Source organism: Streptomyces bottropensis ATCC 25435 (assembly GCF_000383595.1).
GTDB classification, from domain to species: domain Bacteria; phylum Actinomycetota; class Actinomycetes; order Streptomycetales; family Streptomycetaceae; genus Streptomyces; species Streptomyces bottropensis.
Genome location: NZ_KB911581.1, coordinates 6238532 through 6256902 on the forward strand (window position 1 = coordinate 6238532; position 18371 = coordinate 6256902).

17 protein-coding genes are annotated in these 18371 nt (G+C 72.8%); 10 read left to right on the top strand and 7 right to left on the bottom strand.

The window, feature by feature from the left end; translation table 11 throughout:
• Window positions 1–25: 25 nt before the first annotated feature.
• From STRBO_RS0127845 to STRBO_RS0127870, 6 genes are all read right to left on the bottom strand, one after another.
• On the bottom strand, window positions 26–1054 hold the full coding sequence (locus tag STRBO_RS0127845; protein WP_005484528.1) for an ABC transporter substrate-binding protein: 1029 nt from the start codon (window positions 1052–1054) through the stop codon (window positions 26–28).
• 84 nt (window positions 1055–1138) lie between these two features.
• On the bottom strand, window positions 1139–1924 hold the full coding sequence (locus STRBO_RS0127850) for an amino acid ABC transporter ATP-binding protein (RefSeq protein WP_005484530.1): 786 nt from the start codon (window positions 1922–1924) through the stop codon (window positions 1139–1141).
• On the bottom strand, window positions 1921–2904 hold the full coding sequence (locus STRBO_RS0127855) for an amino acid ABC transporter permease (protein ID WP_005484532.1): 984 nt from the start codon (window positions 2902–2904) through the stop codon (window positions 1921–1923). The genes STRBO_RS0127850 and STRBO_RS0127855 overlap by 4 nt, the downstream gene beginning before the upstream one ends.
• A 421-nt stretch (window positions 2905–3325) precedes the next feature.
• On the bottom strand, window positions 3326–4240 hold the full coding sequence (locus tag STRBO_RS0127860; RefSeq protein ID WP_005484534.1) for a glutathione S-transferase C-terminal domain-containing protein: 915 nt from the start codon (window positions 4238–4240) through the stop codon (window positions 3326–3328).
• A 437-nt stretch (window positions 4241–4677) separates the two neighbouring features.
• Window positions 4678–5145, bottom strand: a complete 468-nt coding sequence (locus STRBO_RS0127865) for a potassium channel family protein (protein ID WP_005484536.1) — start codon at window positions 5143–5145, stop codon at window positions 4678–4680.
• A 3-nt stretch (window positions 5146–5148) separates the two neighbouring features.
• Window positions 5149–7020, bottom strand: coding sequence for a glycoside hydrolase family 15 protein (locus tag STRBO_RS0127870; RefSeq protein ID WP_005484538.1), 1872 nt, complete (start codon window positions 7018–7020; stop codon window positions 5149–5151).
• Between the two features lie 349 nt (window positions 7021–7369).
• Between STRBO_RS0127870 and STRBO_RS0127875 the strand changes: the two genes are divergently transcribed.
• The 8 genes from STRBO_RS0127875 (at window position 7370) to STRBO_RS0127910 (ending at window position 14043) form a co-directional block, all read left to right on the top strand.
• Entirely contained in the window at window positions 7370–7657 is a 288-nt protein-coding gene (locus tag STRBO_RS0127875) for a helix-turn-helix domain-containing protein (protein ID WP_005484540.1), read from the top strand.
• A 103-nt stretch (window positions 7658–7760) separates the two neighbouring features.
• On the top strand, window positions 7761–8927 hold the full coding sequence (locus tag STRBO_RS0127880; protein WP_005484542.1) for an NAD(P)/FAD-dependent oxidoreductase: 1167 nt from the start codon (window positions 7761–7763) through the stop codon (window positions 8925–8927).
• A complete protein-coding gene (locus STRBO_RS0127885; protein ID WP_005484543.1) occupies window positions 8924–9223 on the top strand; it encodes a (2Fe-2S)-binding protein in 300 nt (99 codons plus the stop codon). Before STRBO_RS0127880 ends, STRBO_RS0127885 begins: the two co-directional genes overlap by 4 nt.
• Window positions 9213–10655, top strand: coding sequence for an FAD/NAD(P)-dependent oxidoreductase (locus tag STRBO_RS40665; protein WP_020115178.1), 1443 nt, complete (start codon window positions 9213–9215; stop codon window positions 10653–10655). The genes STRBO_RS0127885 and STRBO_RS40665 overlap by 11 nt, the downstream gene beginning before the upstream one ends.
• A gap of 70 nt (window positions 10656–10725) precedes the next feature.
• The gene (locus STRBO_RS0127895; RefSeq protein ID WP_005484546.1) at window positions 10726–11622 is read left to right on the top strand and encodes a dihydrodipicolinate synthase family protein; all 897 of its coding nucleotides are present in this window, start codon (window positions 10726–10728) and stop codon (window positions 11620–11622) included.
• Between the two features lie 25 nt (window positions 11623–11647).
• Window positions 11648–12649, top strand: coding sequence for a proline racemase family protein (locus STRBO_RS0127900; protein WP_005484548.1), 1002 nt, complete (start codon window positions 11648–11650; stop codon window positions 12647–12649).
• Window positions 12650–12692: 43 nt separating this feature from the next.
• Window positions 12693–13406: a GntR family transcriptional regulator gene (locus STRBO_RS0127905; RefSeq protein WP_005484549.1), complete on the top strand. Its 714-nt coding sequence runs from the start codon at window positions 12693–12695 to the stop codon at window positions 13404–13406.
• Window positions 13407–13515: 109 nt separating this feature from the next.
• Entirely contained in the window at window positions 13516–14043 is a 528-nt protein-coding gene (locus tag STRBO_RS0127910) for an NUDIX hydrolase family protein (RefSeq protein ID WP_005484552.1), read from the top strand.
• A gap of 90 nt (window positions 14044–14133) precedes the next feature.
• On the opposite strand, the gene STRBO_RS0127915 is transcribed toward STRBO_RS0127910, so the two are convergent.
• Window positions 14134–15594 (bottom strand): tetratricopeptide repeat protein, encoded by a 1461-nt coding sequence (locus tag STRBO_RS0127915; protein WP_020115179.1) that lies wholly within the window; start codon window positions 15592–15594, stop codon window positions 14134–14136.
• A gap of 438 nt (window positions 15595–16032) precedes the next feature.
• Here STRBO_RS0127915 and STRBO_RS0127920 point away from each other — a divergent pair, with 438 nt between their 5' ends.
• The gene (locus tag STRBO_RS0127920) at window positions 16033–16434 is read left to right on the top strand and encodes a three-helix bundle dimerization domain-containing protein (protein ID WP_005484556.1); all 402 of its coding nucleotides are present in this window, start codon (window positions 16033–16035) and stop codon (window positions 16432–16434) included.
• A gap of 110 nt (window positions 16435–16544) precedes the next feature.
• On the top strand, window positions 16545–18329 hold the full coding sequence (locus tag STRBO_RS0127925; RefSeq protein ID WP_005484558.1) for a SulP family inorganic anion transporter: 1785 nt from the start codon (window positions 16545–16547) through the stop codon (window positions 18327–18329).
• Window positions 18330–18371 lie beyond the last annotated feature (42 nt).

An 18371-nucleotide genomic window follows, 5' to 3' on the forward strand; every position in this document is an offset into this window, starting at 1 on the left:
GCCGTTCACACGACCTGACCGTGTGTCAGGAGTTGGTGAGGGGCAGACCCGGCGGGTTGACCTCGGACTTCCCCACGGACTCGTTGGGAAGGTTCCACGCCTTCAGCCATGCGTCGTACTGACCGTTGTCGATCAGGTGGTTGATGGCTTCGGCGAGGGGTTCGGCGAGGCCGCTGCCCTTCTTCGCGGTCGCGGCGATCAGGCCCTGGAGGCTTTCACCGGCGCCGGAGAACTGGCCCGCGATCCGGGTCGCCTGGGGTGTGCCGGCCGTCTTGGCCGCGTGGTACGCGAGGTTGGGGCTGGGGCCGAAGTAGGCGTCGATCTTGCCGCTGCTCAGCGCCAGATAGATGCTGTTGCTCTCCTGGAAGTACTTGACGGTGAGGGGCTTCTTGCCCTCCTTCGCCAGCTTCGCCTTCCACTCCAGGAGGATCTTCTCCTGGTTGGTGCCGTTGCCGACGGAGACCGTCCGGCCGGCGAGGTTCTCGTAGTCGCCGTCGAAGCTCCAGTCGCTGTCCTTCTTCGTCTCGAAGGCCAGGTCGTCCTTGCGGTAGGAGGCGAACTCGTACTTCTGCTTGCGCTCCTCGGTGTCGGTGATGTTGGAGAAGCCGACGTCGACCTTGCCGCTGTCGATTCCGATGAACAGGTTCTCCCAGGTCGACTGGCGTATCTCGGGTTCGAGACCGAGGACGGCGGCCACGAGTCTGCCCAGATCGGGCTCGGAGCCGGTGAGCGTCTTCTGGTCGCTGCCGATGAAACCGAGCGGGGGGCTGCCGGAGGGCAGCGTGCCCGAGCCGATCACCAGCTTGCCGCGCTTCCTGATCGCGGCGGGCAGCTTGGCACTGATGGACTTCACCTCGGAGACCTTGATCTCGGTCTCCTCGGCGGCGCCGTTGGCGAGCCGTCCGACGGTGACCGTGCCGGCGGCCTCGGTCCTGCTCGCGGCCTCGGTGTCGCCCCCGCAGGCGGCGAGCCCGGTGGCGAGGGTGGCGGCTGCGGTCGCCGCGGTGATGCCGCGCAGCAGGCTGCGCCGGGAGAAGCGGGTGTGCGTGGGCATGACTGTCCTTGTCGTTCGCGTGGGTGTGTGGTGGGCGGTGCGGGGGGGAGGTTGGCGGGGCCGGCGGTCGTGCGGGCCCGTGTCTCAGAGGACCTTGCCGAGGAAGTCCTTGGTCCGCTCGTGCCGCGGCTTGTCCAGGACCTCCGAGGGCGGGCCCTGTTCGACGATCCGGCCGCCGTCGATGAAGACGACCCGGTCGGCGATCTCCCGGGCGAAGCCGATCTCGTGGGTGACGATCACCAGCGTGGTGCCGCCCCGCGCCAGGTCCTTGATGACGGCCAGCACCTCACCGACGAGTTCGGGGTCGAGGGCGGAGGTCGGCTCGTCGAAGAGGATGACGCCGGGGCGCAGGGCGAGGGCGCGGGCGATCGCCACGCGCTGCTGTTGGCCGCCGGACAACTGCCGTGGATAGGCGGCGGCCCTGTCGGCGAGGCCGACGCGGTCCAGGAGTTCACGGGCGAGGTCGTCCGCCTGCGCCCTGCCGAGCTTTCCGGTCGCGACGGGGGCCGCGGCCACGTTCTCCAGCACGGTCAGGTGCGGGAAGAGGTTGAAGTTCTGGAAGACGAAGCCGATCCGGCCGCGCTGGGCGAGGATCGCCCGCTCGCTCAGTTCCTTGAGACGGTCGCCGTGCCGGCGTACGCCGATCAGCTCGCCGTTGACGCTGACATGGCCTATCTCGGGCTTCTCCAGGTGGTTGATGATCCTGAGCAGCGTGGACTTGCCGGAGCCGGACGGGCCGAGGATCACGGTGACCTCGCCGGGCCGTACGGTCAGGTCGACGCCGTTCAGCACCCGGTGGGTGCCGTACCACTTGTGCACGTCGTGCACCTCGACGGTGGCGGCCGCCTGGTCGAGCGTCCCGGCGGTCATACGGCGGCCTCCTTGCGGATGCGGGCCCGCAGGTCGGTGGCACCGGCCCGCAGTCTCTGCAGCGGCGTCGGCGGCAGCGTGCGGGTGGCGCCCCGCGCGTAGTACCGCTCGACGTAGAACTGGATGACGGAGACGACGCTGGTGAGGATGAGGTACCAGACGGTGGAGACCAGCAGCAGCGGCACGATGTCGCCCGGGTAGGTGGAGCCCATGGCCTGCGCGGTGCCGAAGAGGTCGAGCAGCGACACGTAGAAGACCAGGCTGGTGCTCTTGATCAGGCCGATCAGCTGGTTGACGTAGTTCGGGGTGATCGAGCGCAGTGCCTGCGGGAAGACGATTCTGCGGAACTGGTAGCCCTTCGGCAGGCCGAGCGCGGAGGCCGCCTCGTGTTGGCCCTGGTCGACGGAGAGGATGCCGCCGCGGACGACCTCGGCGGCGTAGGCCGCCTCGTTGAGACTGAGGCCGATGACGGCGACGGCCATGTCGGTGGCCAGGCGCGACTCGTCGAAGGTGAGGAACGCCGGGCCGAAGGGGACGCCCAGGCTGAGGGTCTGGTACAGGGCGCTGAAGTTGTAGAGGAACAGCAGGACGACGATCAGCGGGATCGAGCGCAGGGCCCAGATGTAGACCCAGCTGACCGAACGCAGGACCGGACTCTTCGAGAGCCGGGCGAGGGCCAGGAGGACACCGCCGATCAGGCCCAGAACCGCGCTGTAGGCGGCGACTTCGAGGGTGATGAGCAGTCCGTCGAGGATCGTCGGGCGCAGGAACCAGTAGGCGAAACGGTCCCACTGGTAGAAGGGGTTGGAGACCAGGCCGTGGACGAACTGGGCCGCGAGGACCAGGACGACCGCGGTGGCGATCCAGCGGCCGGGGCGGCGCAGCGGCAGTACCCGCTGGGCGGCGAGGGGTTCGGCCGGTGTGTCGGCGGGCGGCGGCGCCTCGGTCGGGGACAGGGCGGTGCCTGGGGGTTCACTCATCAAGGGCTCCGGAGGAGTGTCGAAACCCCGGGCGACGCAGGCGACTTCGGCCGCAGGGGCGGTCGGGGACCGCTCACCGTACGGAGAGCACGGAAGACACACGGATGCGCACGAACCGGGGCCGGCGGAGAGAGACGGACCGCTGGTGCGGTGTCTCGGGGGTTCGGTGAACCGTCGGCCTCGACGGGAGCGCGGCGCCGGGCGGGCCCGGACCGCGCGCTAGCGTGCGCTACACAGTGCGCTGTTGACCCGGAGCAGATCGACGGCGCGGTCGGCGCAGAGCGGCACGCAACCGTGGCGGCGCCATGCGGCCGTCCTCGGGGTTGCGTACATGTCCGTCACCATCGTTCTTCCGGCCCGGTGGGCCTCGTGCTCTGCGGGTGGCCGTAAGTAACTCAGGCCCGGCGGGCCGCTGTCAACGTCAGTCCAGTACATGGGACGCCTGTCCGTCTGCCGATACGCCCTGGTCCGGGACATGGGAGGCCCAGTCCAGGATCTGCACGGCCGCGCCGGCCGCCTCCAGGCCCTGACAGTGCGCGTGGTGACGCAGTGCGATGCCGTCGAGGTCGAGGTGGGGACCGAAGGCGGGGTGGGCGGTCAGGCGGCGCGCGTACGCCCACAGGTGCGGGTGGTCGGCGACGCGGTGCACGGCGGAGGCGTCCAGGTGCCAGCGGTGCACGGTGTCGAGCCGCACCAGGGCGACCCACAACTCGACGTCGGCGACGGTGAGTTCCCCGCCGAGAAGGTACTCCTGCCCGGCGAGCCGGGCGTCCAGCGTACGCAGGGTGCGCAGCAGGGAGCCGAGGGCGGCGCGGCGCTCGGAGTCGCCGGCGTCGGCGCGGCCGGCGCGCTGGGCGGCGCCGTCCATGCCCTGCTCGACCAGGCGTGCGACGCCCTCGATCTCGGCCTCGACTCCCTCCGGGTACAGCGCCGGGCGGCCGCCGCCGAAGCGCCGGGCGAGGTCGCGCATGATGTCGGGGGCGTGGGTGCTGACGATGCGTCCGGACCAGTCGTCGCTGAGCACCGGCGCCACGGCCGCCCCGGGGTAGCGGTGCGCGCTCGCCTCGTACAGCGGGCGCAGGGCGGAGTGCTCACCGTCGGGGCCGTCGGGCACGGCGGGCAGGAGGGTCACGGGGCAGACGTCCGCCAGTCCGAGGAGGCTGTGGACGACGGCGATGCGCAGCGCACCCGGACAGGACAGCGACAGATGGAGCCGGTAGCGGCGCGGCACGGCGTAGTGGCCGCTGCGGGCGTCGCAGCCGATCCGGCCCCGGAAGGCGGGCAGGGGCCGCGGCGAGGGGACGGCGTTCAGGGCGTGGACGGGCATGGCGGACATGTGTCTCCCCGGGGGTTGTGTCGCGCGGTCGGGCGAGCGCGCTGTGACGTGGTGACGCGCCGACACGGTTCGCGGCGCAGCGGTGGTGACGCGAGTACACGGACGCGCGAGCGTCGACGGCGGGCCGCGTCGGCGGCTCGGTCGGGTCGGGCAGGCTCGGCCGGGTCAGCCCAGGGGGCGACTCGCGCTGCAGACGCGCAGCAGATCGATGTGCCGGCGGGAGGTCAGAAGGAGGGACTGTCGGCGTGCGCGCGGTACACGAGTGACCACCGGCTCCGGACGCCCCATCATTCCCTACCTGTTCACTAGGAAATACCCCACCTGGAGTGTCGGGCCGACCACGCCGCACGTCAAGAGGGTGTCCGCGAAATGGTCGCCGCGTCCGAGGAGTGGGACACCGACCGGTCGGCCTCCTCCGGGCACAGGCACCCCGATGGTCAGTCGCGGTCCCCCTCGACCCCGAGCCTCCGCTCCAGCCGGTCGAACCGCTCATGCAGGGCACGCGCGGTCTCGTCGCACAACTCGTGTGCTCTGTGCGTGAGTTGGTGGCGCTTCTGCTCCCGGCCCACGAACCAGGTGGCGATCGCGGCGGTGACCATGCCGTACGTGGTGATGCCGACGCCCATGACGGCCGCGCCGACGACCCGGCCCCAGAACGTCACGTGGTAGAAGTCGCCGTAGCCGACGGTCGTGGCCGTCTCGACGGACCACCACAAAGCCTTCGGGTACGAGGTCAGGTTGGCGCGGGGTGCGCCGTGCTCGGCGGCGGTCACCGCCCAGGAGCCGAGGAGCATCACCACGACGAGCACGACGGTGGCCCCGCCCGCCGCCCTCAGATGGAGGGAGTGGCTCCCTTCCCTGCCGAGCAGCAGCTCGACGGCCCTGGTGAGGAAGCCGGGCAGCACGTCTCACCCCCTCCTCGTGCCGGGCGGCGGCGCCTTGGGGTTCTCCCGGCGGGCGTGCGGGGCGTGGCGGTCCAGCTCGTAGGCCACCCGGATCAGCGGGACGTGGGTGAACGCCTGTGGGAAGTTGCCCAGTTGGCGGCGGGTGCGGGGGTCGTACTCCTCGGCGAGCAGGCCGACGTCGTTGCGCAGCTCCAGCAGCCGCTCGTACAGGGCACGGGCCTCGTCCGCGCGGCCGATCAGCAGCAGGGCGTCCGCGAGCCAGAAGGAGCACGCGAGGAAGGCGCCCTCGCCACCGCTGAGGCCGTCGGGCGAGTCGGCGGCGCCCACGGAGTAGCGGGCCACCAGCCCGTCGGTGAGCAGTTCGCGCTGTACGGCCTCGATGGTGCCGATCACCCGGGGGTCGTCCGGCGGCAGGAACCCGGTCTGCGGGATCTGCAGCAGAGCGGCGTCGAGCTCGCGGGATCCGTACGACTGGGTGAAGGTGCCCCGCTCCGCGTCGAACGCCTTCTCGCAGACCTCGCGGTGGATACGGTCGCGGACCGCGCGCCATCTCTCCACCGGACCGGGGCGCGCGTGGGCCTCGGCCAGCCGCACCGCCCGGTCGAAGGCGACCCAGCACATCACCTTGGAGTGCGTGTAGTGGCGCGGGGCGCCGCGCATCTCCCACAGCCCCTGGTCGGGCTCGGACCAGGCCCGTTCCAGGTGTTCCAGGAAGACCGCCTGCAGGGAGACCAGGTGCTGGCGCGGGCGCAGGCCGCAGCCGATGGCCAGATGGATGGCCTCCATCACCTCACCGGGGACGTCCAGTTGCCGCTGACCGGCGGCCGCGTTGCCGATCCGTACCGGGCGCGAGCCCTCGTAACCGGGCAGCCAGTCGGCCTCCCACTCGGTGAGCCGCCGCTCCCCCGCGATGCCGTACATGATCTGCACGTCCTCGGGCCGTCCGGCCACCGCCCGCTCCAGCCAGGCCCGCCAGGCGTCCGCCTCGGCCTTGAAGCCGCTGCGCAGCAACGCCTCCAGGGTCATCCCCGCGTCCCGCAGCCAGCAGAAGCGGTAGTCCCAGTTCCGCACGCCGCCGATCTCCTCGGGCAGGGAGGTGGTCGGGGCGGCGACGATGCCCCCGGTCGGCTGGTACGTCAGGGCCTTGAGGGTGATCAGGGAGCGGGCGACGGCGTCACGGTACGGCCCGTCGTACGTCAGCCTGCGCAGCCAGCGGCGCCAGTACGACTCCGTGCTGCGCAGGGCCTCGAAGGCGTCCACCTCGGCCGGTGCGGGCAGGTGGGAGGGGTGCCAGGTCAGCACGAAGGGGATCTGTTCGCCCGCCGTGACCGGGAAGACGGCGGTGTGGGCGGTGCCGTGGGCGACCGGCCGGACGGGAGTGCGCAGCCACACCGACTCCGGCCCCGCCGTCCCCGTCAGATGCCCGTTGCGCCGGCGCATCCAGGGCAGCACCCGGCCGTAGTCGAAGCGGAGCCGCAGGTCCATCCGCATGTCCACGGTGCCGGAGAGACCCTCGACGATGCGGACGACGCTGGGGGCCCCGGTCTTCCGGCACGGCATGAAGTCGGTGACCAGGACCTGGCCGCCCGCCGTCTCCCATTCCGTCTCCAGGACCAGCGTGTCGTCCCGGTAGCGGCGGCGGGCGTACGGGCCGTTCTCCTCGGCCGGCGCGATGCGCCAGCGGCCGTTGTCCTCGTCGCCGAGGAGGGCGGCGAAGCACGCGGGCGAGTCGAAGCGGGGGAGACAGAGCCAGTCGACGCTGCCGTCCCTGCCGACGAGGGCGGCGGAGAGGAGGTCGCCGATGAGGGCGTAGTCCTCGATGCGGCCGGGTCCGCCGCGGGGGGCGATGCGGGGGTCGGGGGCGGGGTCTGGCATGGGGTCAGTGTCGGGGGGCCACGGGGTCGCGGCATGTGGGGCGGGGCGTTCGAGTTGTCGTGACCGTGCGGGGGAGGCATGCCCGGGAGCCGTTCCGGTACTCGGCCGGAAGGGTGACCGGGTGGTGGCGTCGGGGCGTGGGTGTCCGGGTGTGGTGTCCGTGTGCGGTGTCCGGGAGGGGCGGTGCTCGGTTCTTCATCTGCGGTACGCGGTTCTTCATCTTCCGGACGGCCGACGGCCATGCCACGGCAGGGACCGCTCTCCGGCGCGGTCCGAAGCTGCTCAGGGCGCACGGTCATCCGCGAACGGGACGACGACTCGATGAACGGCTCACGGAAAGGACCGGCTCTTGAGCGACTCGGAGCTTCCCCCGACCGAGCGGATCCGCATCCTCGCGGCCATCCTCTCCGGCAGACTCACAGTGCGCGACGCCGCTCGCCGCAACGGCCTGCCGGTGCGGGTCGTCGAGCGGTGGCTGAAGGAGATCCCGGTGGCCGCGTCGACGGACCGCGCGGCCGGTACGGCCCGGGCGGCCCGTACGGCCGACGAGGAGACTCTCCCCTCGCGGGCCGACCCGCGTCCCTTGCCCCGCTGCCGGATCGTCGTCGACGAGATGGTGCAGGGGCTCGGCCTCTGACCGCCCACGGGCGGCTGACGACCACCGGGCCGCCGACGACCACGGTTCGGGCGCGCGGCGACACAGGCTTCCGCGCCACAGAGCCATGTGACATAGTACTGACGTGACCGAGCGACTGACCTGCGACGTCGTGGTTGTCGGAGCGGGAATGGTGGGCGCGGCCTGCGCCCTGTACGCGGCCCGGGCGGGCCTGCGCGTCGTCGTGGTGGACCGTGGCCCGGTGGCCGGCGGCACGACCGGCGCCGGCGAGGGCAACGTCCTCGTCTCCGACAAGGAGCCCGGCCCCGAGCTGGAACTCGCCCTGCTGTCCAGCCGGCTGTGGGCGGAGCTGGCCGCCGAGCCGGGCCTGGGGCCGGCGTTCGAGTACGAGGCCAAGGGCGGCCTCGTGGTCGCCTCCGCCCCGGAAGGGCTCACCGCGCTGGAGCGGTTCGCGGCCGGGCAACGCGCCGCCGGAGTCGAGGCGGTGTCCGTCCCCGCCCACCGACTCCCCGATCTGGAACCGCACCTGGCGCCCGGTCTCGCGGGCGGCGTGCACTACCCGCAGGACGCCCAGGTCATGCCCACCCTGGCCGCCGCCCACCTCGTACGGGCCTCCGGCGCCCGGCTGTTCACCGGCCGGACGGTGACCGAGGTGCTGCGCTCGCCGGACGGTGCCGTACGGGGCGTACGGACCGACCGGGGCGATCTCCACGCTCCGGCGGTCGTGAACGCCGCCGGGACCTGGGGCGGCGAACTGGCCGCGCTCGCCGGAGTCACCCTCCCCGTCCTCCCGCGGCGCGGCTTCGTCCTCGTCACCGAACCGCTGCCGCCGATGGTGCGGCACAAGGTGTACGCGGCCGACTACGTGGCCGACGTGGCCAGCGACTCGGCGGCGCTGCAGACCTCCCCGGTGGTCGAGGGCACGGCCGCCGGGCCCGTGCTGATCGGCGCGAGCCGCGAACGGGTCGGCTTCGACCGGACGTTCTCGCTGCCCGTCGTCGCCGCGCTCGCGGCGGGCGCGACCCGGCTGTTCCCGTTCCTGGAAGGCGTGCGTGCGATGCGGTCCTACGCCGGCTTCCGGCCGTACATGCCGGACCATCTGCCCGCGATCGGGCCCGACCCCCGCGCCCCGGGCCTCTTCCACGCCTGCGGGCACGAGGGCGCCGGGATCGGGCTGGCCACGGGTACCGGGCGGCTCATCGCGCAGGTGCTCGGCGGCCGGCCGCCCGAGCTGGACCTCACGCCGTTCCGCCCGGACCGGTTCGCGACGTACGAGGGGGAGGCGGCATGAACCCGCTGGAACTGGCGCGGGCCGTACCGGGGCCCGCCTTCACCGTCACGCTCGACGGCCGTGACATCGAGGCCCTGCCCGGCCAGACCGTCGGGGCCGCGCTCTGGGCCGCCGGGGTCACCTCCTGGCGCACCACCCGGGGCGCGGGCCGGCCACGGGGCATCTTCTGCGGCATCGGCGTGTGCTTCGACTGCCTGGTCACCGTCAACGACCGCCCCAACCAGCGGGCCTGCCTGGTCCCGGTCCGGCCGGGCGACGCCATCGGCACCCAGGAGGGGATCGGCCATGACCACTGAACCCCCGCGGCCCCACCTGGTGATCGTCGGCGCCGGCCCGGCGGGCCTCGCCGCGGCCCTTGCGGCGGCCGGAGGGGACGTACGGGTCACGCTGGTCGACGCCGCCGAGGCGCCCGGCGGCCAGTTCCACCGGCAGCCCGCCGCCGGACTCGGCGCGCGGCGGCCGCAGGCCCTGCACCACCAATGGCGCACCTGGCGGCGGCTGCGCGACGGCCTCGCCCGGCAGGTCGCCGCCGGACACGTCACCCATCTCCCGGACCACCACGTGTGGTGCGTGCAACGGCACCCCGACGGCCCCCGGCGCTTCACCGTCCACGCCCTGCTCGGCCCCGCCCAGGAGCGGCCCGTCGAGGTGCGCGCGGACGCCGTCCTCCTCGCGACCGGCGGTTACGAGAAGGTGCTGCCCTTCCCCGGCTGGACCCTGCCCGGCGTGGTCACGGCCGGCGGCGCGCAGGCCATGCTGAAGGGCTCCCTCGTGGTGTCCGGCCGTACGGCGGTCGTGGCCGGGACCGGGCCGCTGCTGCTGCCGGTGGCGACCGGGCTCGCGGCGGCGGGTGTCACGGTGGCCGCGCTGGTGGAGTCGGCGGATCCGAAGGCCCTGGCACGGCGTACGGGAGCGCTGGTGGGCCGGGCGGACAAGCTCGCCGAAGGGGCCGGGTACGCGGTGGAGCTGCTGCGCCGCCGGGTGCGGACCCTCGTACGGCACACGGTCGTCGAGGCGCACGGCGAGGACCGGCTGGAGGCCGTGACCGTCGCCGCGCTCGACACCGAGGGGCGCGTCCGGCCGGGCACCGGGCGGCGCATCCCCTGCGACACCCTCGCCGTCGGGCACGGCATGCTCCCGCACACCGACCTCGCCGAGACGCTCGGCTGCCGCGTCGAGCCCACCGGAACGCGCGTATGGGCCGACGACGAGCAACGCACCGATGTGCCGGGCGTCTGGGCGGCGGGCGAGACCACCGGCATCGGCGGCGCGGCCCTCTCCCTCGCCGAGGGCCACATCGCCGGACGGTCGGCCGCCGCCCGCCTGCTGGGCCGGGTCCCGGACCCGGGTGAGTGGGCGCGGGCCGCCAAGTCCCGTGCAGCGCTGCGGGAGTTCTTCGGTGTGCTCGACACCGTGTACGTGCCGCCGGCGCGCTGGACCGAGCAGGTCACCGACACCACGGTCGTGTGCCGGTGCGAGGAGGTCACCGCCGGGGCCGTCCGCGAGGCCGTCGGGGAGCTGGGCGCCGGGGACGTGCGGACGGTCAAGCTGCTGACCCGTGCCGGGATGGGATGGTGCCAGGGCCGGATGTGCGGGCCGGCGGTCGCGGGGATCGCCGGATGCGCGGAGAGCGTGACCCGGCGGCCGTTCGCCCGACCGGTGCCGCTGGGCGTGCTGGCACGGGCGGGGCGGCCGCCCGAGCCCGGGGAGGAGGACGGCAGCCCCTGAACACTCCCGCCGTCGGCATGACGCCCGCAAGATTCAGTAATATGTCACACCCCACTGAGAGGGAACCCGTATGACCACCACCGAGAACCGTCCCTGGCGCGGTGTCCTCGTCGCGACCGCGCTGCCCCTGCGCGACGATCTCTCCGTCGACCTCGACGCGTACGCCGAGCACTGCGCCTGGCTGGTCGAGAACGGCTGTGACGGCGTCGTACCGAACGGTTCGCTCGGCGAGTACCAGGTGCTGACGCCCGAGGAGCGGATCAAGGTCGTCGAGACGGCCGTCGCCACGATCGGCGGCGCGCGGGTGATGCCGGGGGTGGCCGCGTACGGCTCCGCCGAGTCGCGGCGCTGGGCCGAGCAGGCGCGGGACGCGGGCTGCGCGTCGGTGATGCTGCTGCCGCCGAACGCGTACCGCGCCGACGAGCGGTCGGTGCTCGCTCACTACGCGGAGGTCGCGAAGGCGGGCCTGCCGGTCGTGGCGTACAACAACCCGATCGACACCAAGGTCGACCTCGTCCCCGAACTGCTCGCCAAGCTGCACGGCGAGGGGTACATCCGGGCCGTCAAGGAGTTCTCCGGCGATGTCCGCCGGGCGTACCAGCTCACCGAACTCGCCCCGGAACTCGACCTGTTGATCGGCGCGGACGACGTGCTGCTGGAGCTGGCGCTGGCGGGCGCCAAGGGCTGGGTCGCCGGATATCCGAACGCGCTGCCCGCCGCCACGGTCGAGCTGTACCACGCGGCGGTGGACGGCGACCTCGCGACGGCCAAGCGGCTGTACGAGCAGTTGCACCCGCTGCTGCGCTGGGACTCCAAGGTCGAGTTCGTGCAGGCCATCAAGTTGTCGATGGACATCGTGGGCCGGCCCGGCGGACGCTGCCGTCCGCCCCGGGTGGAACTGCTGCCGGAGCAGGAGGCCGTGATCCGGGCGGCCACCGAGAAGGCCGTCGCGGCGGGTTTGGCGTAACCACAGCGGAAGGAAGGGCCCGGTCATGCGCAGCAAACTCGTCCTGCACGCCGTCGACTCGCACACCGAGGGCATGCCCACCCGGGTGATCACCGGCGGGATCGGCACGATCCCCGGCGCGACCATGAACGAACGACGGCTGTGGTTCCGCGAACACCGCGACGACGTCAAGCAGTTGCTGATGAACGAGCCGCGCGGCCACGCGGCGATGAGCGGGGCGATCCTGCAGCCGCCGTCCCGCCCCGACTGCGACTACGGCGTCGTCTACATCGAGGTCTCCGGCTATCTGCCCATGTGCGGCCACGGCACGATCGGCGTCGCGACCGTGCTCGTCGAGACCGGCATGGTCGAGGTCGTCGAGCCGGTCACCACCATCCGGCTGGACACCCCGGCGGGCCTCGTCGTGGCCGAGGTGGCGGTGGAGGACGGCGCGGCGAAGGCCGTCACCCTGCGGAACGTACCGTCGTTCTCCGCCGGTCTCGACCGCGAGATCACGCTCGCCGACGGACGCACGGTCACCTACGACCTCGCGTACGGCGGCAACTTCTACGCCGTCCTGTCGCTGGAGCAGTTCGGCCTGCCCTTCGACCGCGACCGCAAGGACGACATCCTGCGGGCCGGGCTCGCCCTGATGGACGCCGTCAACGCCGAGGAGGAGCCCATCCACCCGGAGGACCCCTCGATCCGCGGCCTGCACCACGTCCACCTCTACGCTCCCGGCGCCACCGCCCGGCACTCGCGCCACGCGATGGCCATCCACCCCGGCTGGTTCGACCGCTCTCCCTGCGGCACGGGCACCAGCGCACGCATGGCACAGCTGCACGCGCGCGGCGAACTGCCCCTGCACACCGAGTTCGTGAACGAGTCCTTCATCGGCACCCGGTTCACGGGGCGGCTGCTCGGCGAGACCGAGGTGGCCGGCGTGCCGGCCGTGCTGCCCAGCTTCACCGGCCGGGCCTGGATCACGGGCACGGCCCAGTATCTGCTCGACCCGTCCGACCCGTTCCCGTCCGGATTCGTCCTCTAGGATTCCGGGACTTCAGGACTCCAGGAGAGACCGCATGCCTCCCATGGCCTCGCAGCGCACCGGCGACCCGTCCGCCGTTGCCGCCGCCACTCCCCCGGCCCCGGCCCTGCCGGTGCTCGGCGGCAAGAAGAGCAGCTACCGCGAGCGGGTCGCCGACGCGCTGCGGGCCGCGCTGATCGCCGGTGAGCTGCGGCCGGGCGAGGTGTACTCCGCGCCAGCGCTCGCCGCCCGCTTCGGCGTGTCGGCGACGCCGGTGCGCGAGGCCATGCTGGATCTGGCCAAGGAGGGTTTGGTCGACACCGTGCCCAACAAGGGGTTCCGGGTCACCGCCGTCACGGAGAAACAGCTCGACGAGTACACCCACGTCCGCTCGCTCGTCGAGATCCCGACCACCGTCGGTCTGGCCCGCACCGCCGACCCGGTCTCCCTGGAGGCGCTGCGGCCCGCCGCCCGGGAGATCGTCGCCGCCGCGGCCGCCGGGGACCTCATCGCCTACGTCGAGGCCGACACCCGCTTCCACCTCGGCCTGCTCGCTCTCGCGGGCAACGCGCACCTCGTCGAGGTGGTCGGTGACCTGCGCAAACGGGCCCGCCTCTACGGTCTGACCGCGCTCGCCGAGTCCGGTCGGCTGCTCTCCTCCGCACAGGAGCACCTGGAACTCCTGGACGCCCTCCTCGACCGCGACGAGGCCGCCGTGCACGCGGTGATGACCCGCCATCTCGGCCATGTACGCGGTTTGTGGGCCGCGCGCGACTGATCGCCGGCGCCGTGCATGCGAGGGGAGGGACGCGGGCATCAGTGACAGGTGTGATCGGAGCGACGCGCGCTCCGACTGACGTGGAAAGTATGATCGGCCAATGTCTGACATGACCGAAACCACGCCCGGCTGGCTGCCGTCCGACGAGCTCGAATCGGCGCGCGCCCGGATGCCGATCCTGTATGTCGAGGCCGTGCCCGTGCGCGTCGACGACAGCGGCGAAGTCACCAGCATCGGGCTGTTGCTGCGGATCGGCCCGGACGGGACGGTCAGCCGCAATCTGGTCTCCGGCCGCGTGATGCACCACGAGCGGGTGCGCGACGCGCTCCTGCGGCACCTGGAGAAGGACCTCGGCCCGGTCGCGCTGCCGCGCGTCCCGTCCGCCCTGCAGCCCTTCACCGTCGCCGAGTACTTCCCGACGCAGGGCATCACCCCGTTCCACGACCCGCGTCAGCACGCGGTCTCCCTCGCCTACATCGTGCCGGTGTCCGGCGACTGCCGCCCCCGGCAGGACGCCCTGGACCTGGTGTGGTTCAGCCCCCAGGAAGCGGCGTCGGCCTCCGTGCAGAACGAGATGCCCGGCGGCCAGGGAGTGCTGCTGAAGCAGGCCCTGGCGCACGTGGGCTGTCTGTCCTAGCCGACGGCCGGCCCTCCGGATCACCTGGGTCGTCGGTCCTGGCCCGCGGCGGGGGTCACCTGGGCTGTCGCCCTGGCCGGCGGCGCGCGTTCAGGACCTGCCTCCGAGATACGCGTGGTGCGGGTCCCCGCTCAGCATCCGTGCGGCGGGGGCCGCCAGCTCGACCGCCGCGTCGCGGGCGAGGGCGGCCCGGCCCGCTTCGCCGAGGGCGTCGGCGAGCCGGGCCCGGCCGAGCCAGTTGTAGGGGCTGTGGGGGCTCAGACCCGTGCGTTCGCCGAGCAGCAGCCGCGCCAGGTCGTCCCGGCGGGCGCGGAGGGCCGCCTCCAGCAGGGTCCGCTGGATCGCGTCCCGCTGGGCGTGGCTGCCACCGAAGGTGTGCAGCCGGCGGCGGACGGGCCAGAGCAGGTCCACCACCGCCGCGTAGTCCTCGCGGGCGTAGGCCACCAGCGCCTCGCACACGGGCAGACCGATGCGGCCGGTCATCACGTGGTTGGTGGGCGCGCGCCCGTCGTCGCGCGGCGCCCGCAGCCAGCGCGCCCGGTCGGCCACGAACGCGTCCGCCGTCTCCAGCCGTCCCGCCCCCACGAAGGCCATGACGGCGTGCACGTCGTTGAAGGCGTAGAACGGCGGGTCCTCGCGCGCGGCCCACGCGTCGGCCAGCGCCTGCCAACGAGCCTCCTGGTCCGACCCGTCCAGGAACATGCGCCACAACAGCGAGGCGGCGTCGAGGAGTTCCATGACGAACCCGGTCGAGTTCTCGTGGTGCAGCACGGCGTCGTAGATCCGCAGGGCCGTCGCCGTGTCGCCCGCCTCCAGCGCGTACAGGGCGTAGTGCCACCAACTGTGCACCGTCAGCAGGCTGCCGCTCGCCCAGTCGTCGACACGGGCGTCGAGGAAGCCGATCCCCTCGGCGAACCGCCCCTGCATCTCGTGGACGTGGGCGACGGCGTGGATGGCCCAGATGTCATGGGCGTTGCGCTCGACGGCGGCCCGGCCCATCTCCTGGGCACGGCCGTAGTGGCCCGACTCCTCCAGGCCGAACGCGTACATGCCCATCAGCGGCCCGCGGTGGGGGTCGTGCTCGTCCCACGCGGGCAGGGCCCCGCCGATCCGGTCCCGCAGGCGGGTGGCGTCGCCGGTGAAGAAGTCGAGCTGATGGCCCACCGCCAGGGCGAGCGGATCACGTGGGCACACGACGACCAGATCCTCCAGGATCCGTGAGGCCGCCCGCAGATCACCCCCGAGCCAGGCCTGTGCCGCCTCCATGTGCATCCGCTCCCGTACGGGCAGGGCGGAACGGTCCAGTCCGGCTCGGAAGTCCGCGAACCGGCCGGCGGCCCGGGCAGCGTCACCGGGTTCGGTCCCCAGTAGTCCGAGGTAGGCGGCGAACGCCTGGGCCAGCGGCGAGGTCGGGCACGCGGCCACCGCGTCCGCGACGGCGTCCGGGAACTCCGGCCGGAAGAACAGCAGCCCCTCCACGGCCCGGTCCAGGTGCTCCACACCTTCGGCGGTGCACTCGTGCAGACGGTTGCCGTACCGGTCGGTCACCATGGCAGTTCATCTCCGGCGCGTGGCGGGTGTCGTCGGCTCGCGGTCGCCGCCCGTGACGGCACGGATCACCCCGCGACCCCCATCAAAGCGACCGGCACGCCCCGCAGTCCACCGAGCACCCCCGACGCCCCTCGAATCACCACCGTGCGCCCGCCGTCGGTGCGGGGACTCGCCTCGTACGCGGTGTCGAGCGCACGCGCGGTCGGGGGCCGGCCGTGTCCCGAGCACGCAGGTCACGCCTCAGGGGGCGATCATGTGCGGCCCGGCCGAGAATGAGCCTGGGCACGCAGGCGCGACGGTGTGCGGTGAGGCGGCGAGGGGCTGGAGGTCGTCAGGCATGGAACGCGTGACGGTCAGGAACGGAGCACGGGACCGGGCCTTCCCAGCGCACCGGGGAAGCCGGACGCGCAGGCCCGCGGACGCCGGAGCCGTGCGGTCATGACGGTCGACGAGGACAGGCCCGCGGTCGGCACGCTGCGCTCCACCGACGTCGCACACCACTCCCCCGCTCCCCTGGGGCATACGGATCCGGTGCCCCTGGGGCATACGGATCCGGCGAGGCGGCCGGAGCCGGAGCCGGGCCGGCCGACGCCCGGCTCGTCGCAGGACACCCTGGTCCTCCGGGACATCGTGGCGCGGCTGAGTGCCGCCTGGCCCTCGGTCGACGAGGCCGTCGTCGAAGGCGCGGTCAGGTCGGCGTACGAGTCGTTCCGCGAGGCCAGGCTCCGGGCCTTCGTTCCGATTCTGACCGAACGCCGGGCCCGGAAGGCACTCGGCACGGCCGCCGGCGGTGCGCACGCCGGCGGCGGGCACGGTCACGACGACGGCGAGCGGCGCTGATCGGTGAGGCGGGCAGGGTCGCCCTCCCCGGTCCGACGAGGCCACCAGTACCGTGCACCCGAGGACGGCAGCCGGGGACGCGAGCTGCGGGACCGCCGAGAGGACAGCCCGTGACCGACCAGCACGACAGTCATCCGGCGCTGTCCCGGCTCCGGGCCGTTCCCGGCATCCGCACCCTCACGTCGTACCGGCGTGAGTGGCTGGGCAAGGACCTGGTCGCGGGCATCGTCCTGACCACGCTGCTGGTGCCGCAGGGCATGGCGTACGCCGAACTGGCGGGTCTGCCGGCCATCACCGGCCTGTACACGACGATTCTCTGCCTGCTCGGCTACGCCGTGTGCGGGCCCTCGCGCATCCTGGTGCTGGGCCCGGACTCGTCGCTGGGGCCGATGATCGCCGCCACCGTGCTGCCCCTGGTGGCGGCGGACGGGGATCCGGACCGGGCGGTCGCCCTCGCCTCGGTGCTCTCGCTCATGGTGGCGGCGATCATGATCCTGGCCTCGGTGGCGAAGCTCGGCTTCATCGCCGACCTGATCTCCAAGCCGACGATGATCGGCTACATGAACGGCCTGGCCCTCACCATCCTGATCGGCCAGCTGCCCAAGCTGCTCGGGTTCAAGGTCGAGGCGGACCACCTGATCGGGGAGTGCGTCGGCCTGGTGCACAAGCTCGCCGACGGGGCGGTGGTGCCTGCCGCCGCCGCGGTCGGCGTCTGCGGGATCCTGCTGATCCTGGTGGTGCAGCGCCGGCTGCCGAAGGTGCCCGCCGTGCTGGTGATGGTGGTCCTGGCGATCGCCGCGGCCGCCGTCTTCGACCTGGGTGAGCACGGCGTCGACCTGGTCGGAGAACTGCCCGAGGGCTTCCCGCCCTTCACGATCCCCGACATCCGGCTCGCCGACCTCGCGCCGCTGTTCGCCGGCGCGCTGGGCATCGCCCTGGTGTCCCTGGCCGACACGATCTCCAACGCGTCGGCCTTCGCCGCCCGCGGTGGGCAGGAGGTGCACGGCAACCAGGAGATGGCCGGGGTCGGGGTGGCGAATCTGGCGGCCGGTCTCTTCCAGGGCTTCCCCGTCAGCACCAGCGGATCCCGTACGGCGGTGGCGGAGCGGGCCGGTGCCAGGAGCCAGCTCACCGGCGTCGTGGGGGCGGCGCTCATCGTCCTGATGCTGGTGCTGGCCCCGGGCATGTTCCGCGACCTGCCCCAGCCGGCCCTCGCCGCCGTCGTCATCACGGCCTCGCTCTCCCTGGCCGACCTGCCGGGGACGGTACGGCTGTGGCGGCAGCGCAGGGCGGAGTTCCTGCTGTCGGTGGCCGCCTTCCTGGGCGTGGCGCTGCTGGGCGTCCTGGAGGGGATCGCCATCGCCGTGGCGCTGTCCGTCCTCAACGTCTTCCGGCGCGCCTGGTGGCCGTACAACACCGTGCTGGGACGGGTGAGGGATCTGGAGGGGTACCACGACGTCCGCTCCTACCCGCACGCCGAGCAGCTGCCGGGCCTGGTGATCCACCGGTTCGACGCCCCGCTCTTCTTCGCCAACGCCAGGGCCTTCCGCGACGAGGTCCGGCGGCTGGCGCGTACGGAGCCGAGGCCGCGTTGGATCGTGATCGCGGCGGAGCCGATGACCGACGTGGACACCACCGCCGCGGACGTCCTGGAGGAGCTGGACAGGGAACTCAACGCCGAGGACGTCCACCTCGTGTTCGCCGAACTCAAGGACCCCGTGCGCCACAAGATCGAACGCTACGGGCTCACCCGCACCATCGACCCGCGCCACTTCTTCCCCACCGTGGAGGCCGCCGTCCACGCCTTCCGGCAGCGCTCGGGGGCGGACTGGACGCCTCGCACCGCACCGCAACAGCCCGCCGGGCCGGACTCCGACAGCAGGGAGCAGAAATGATCGAGGGCCATTTCAGATCTTCTCTGAAATGGCCCCTGAACC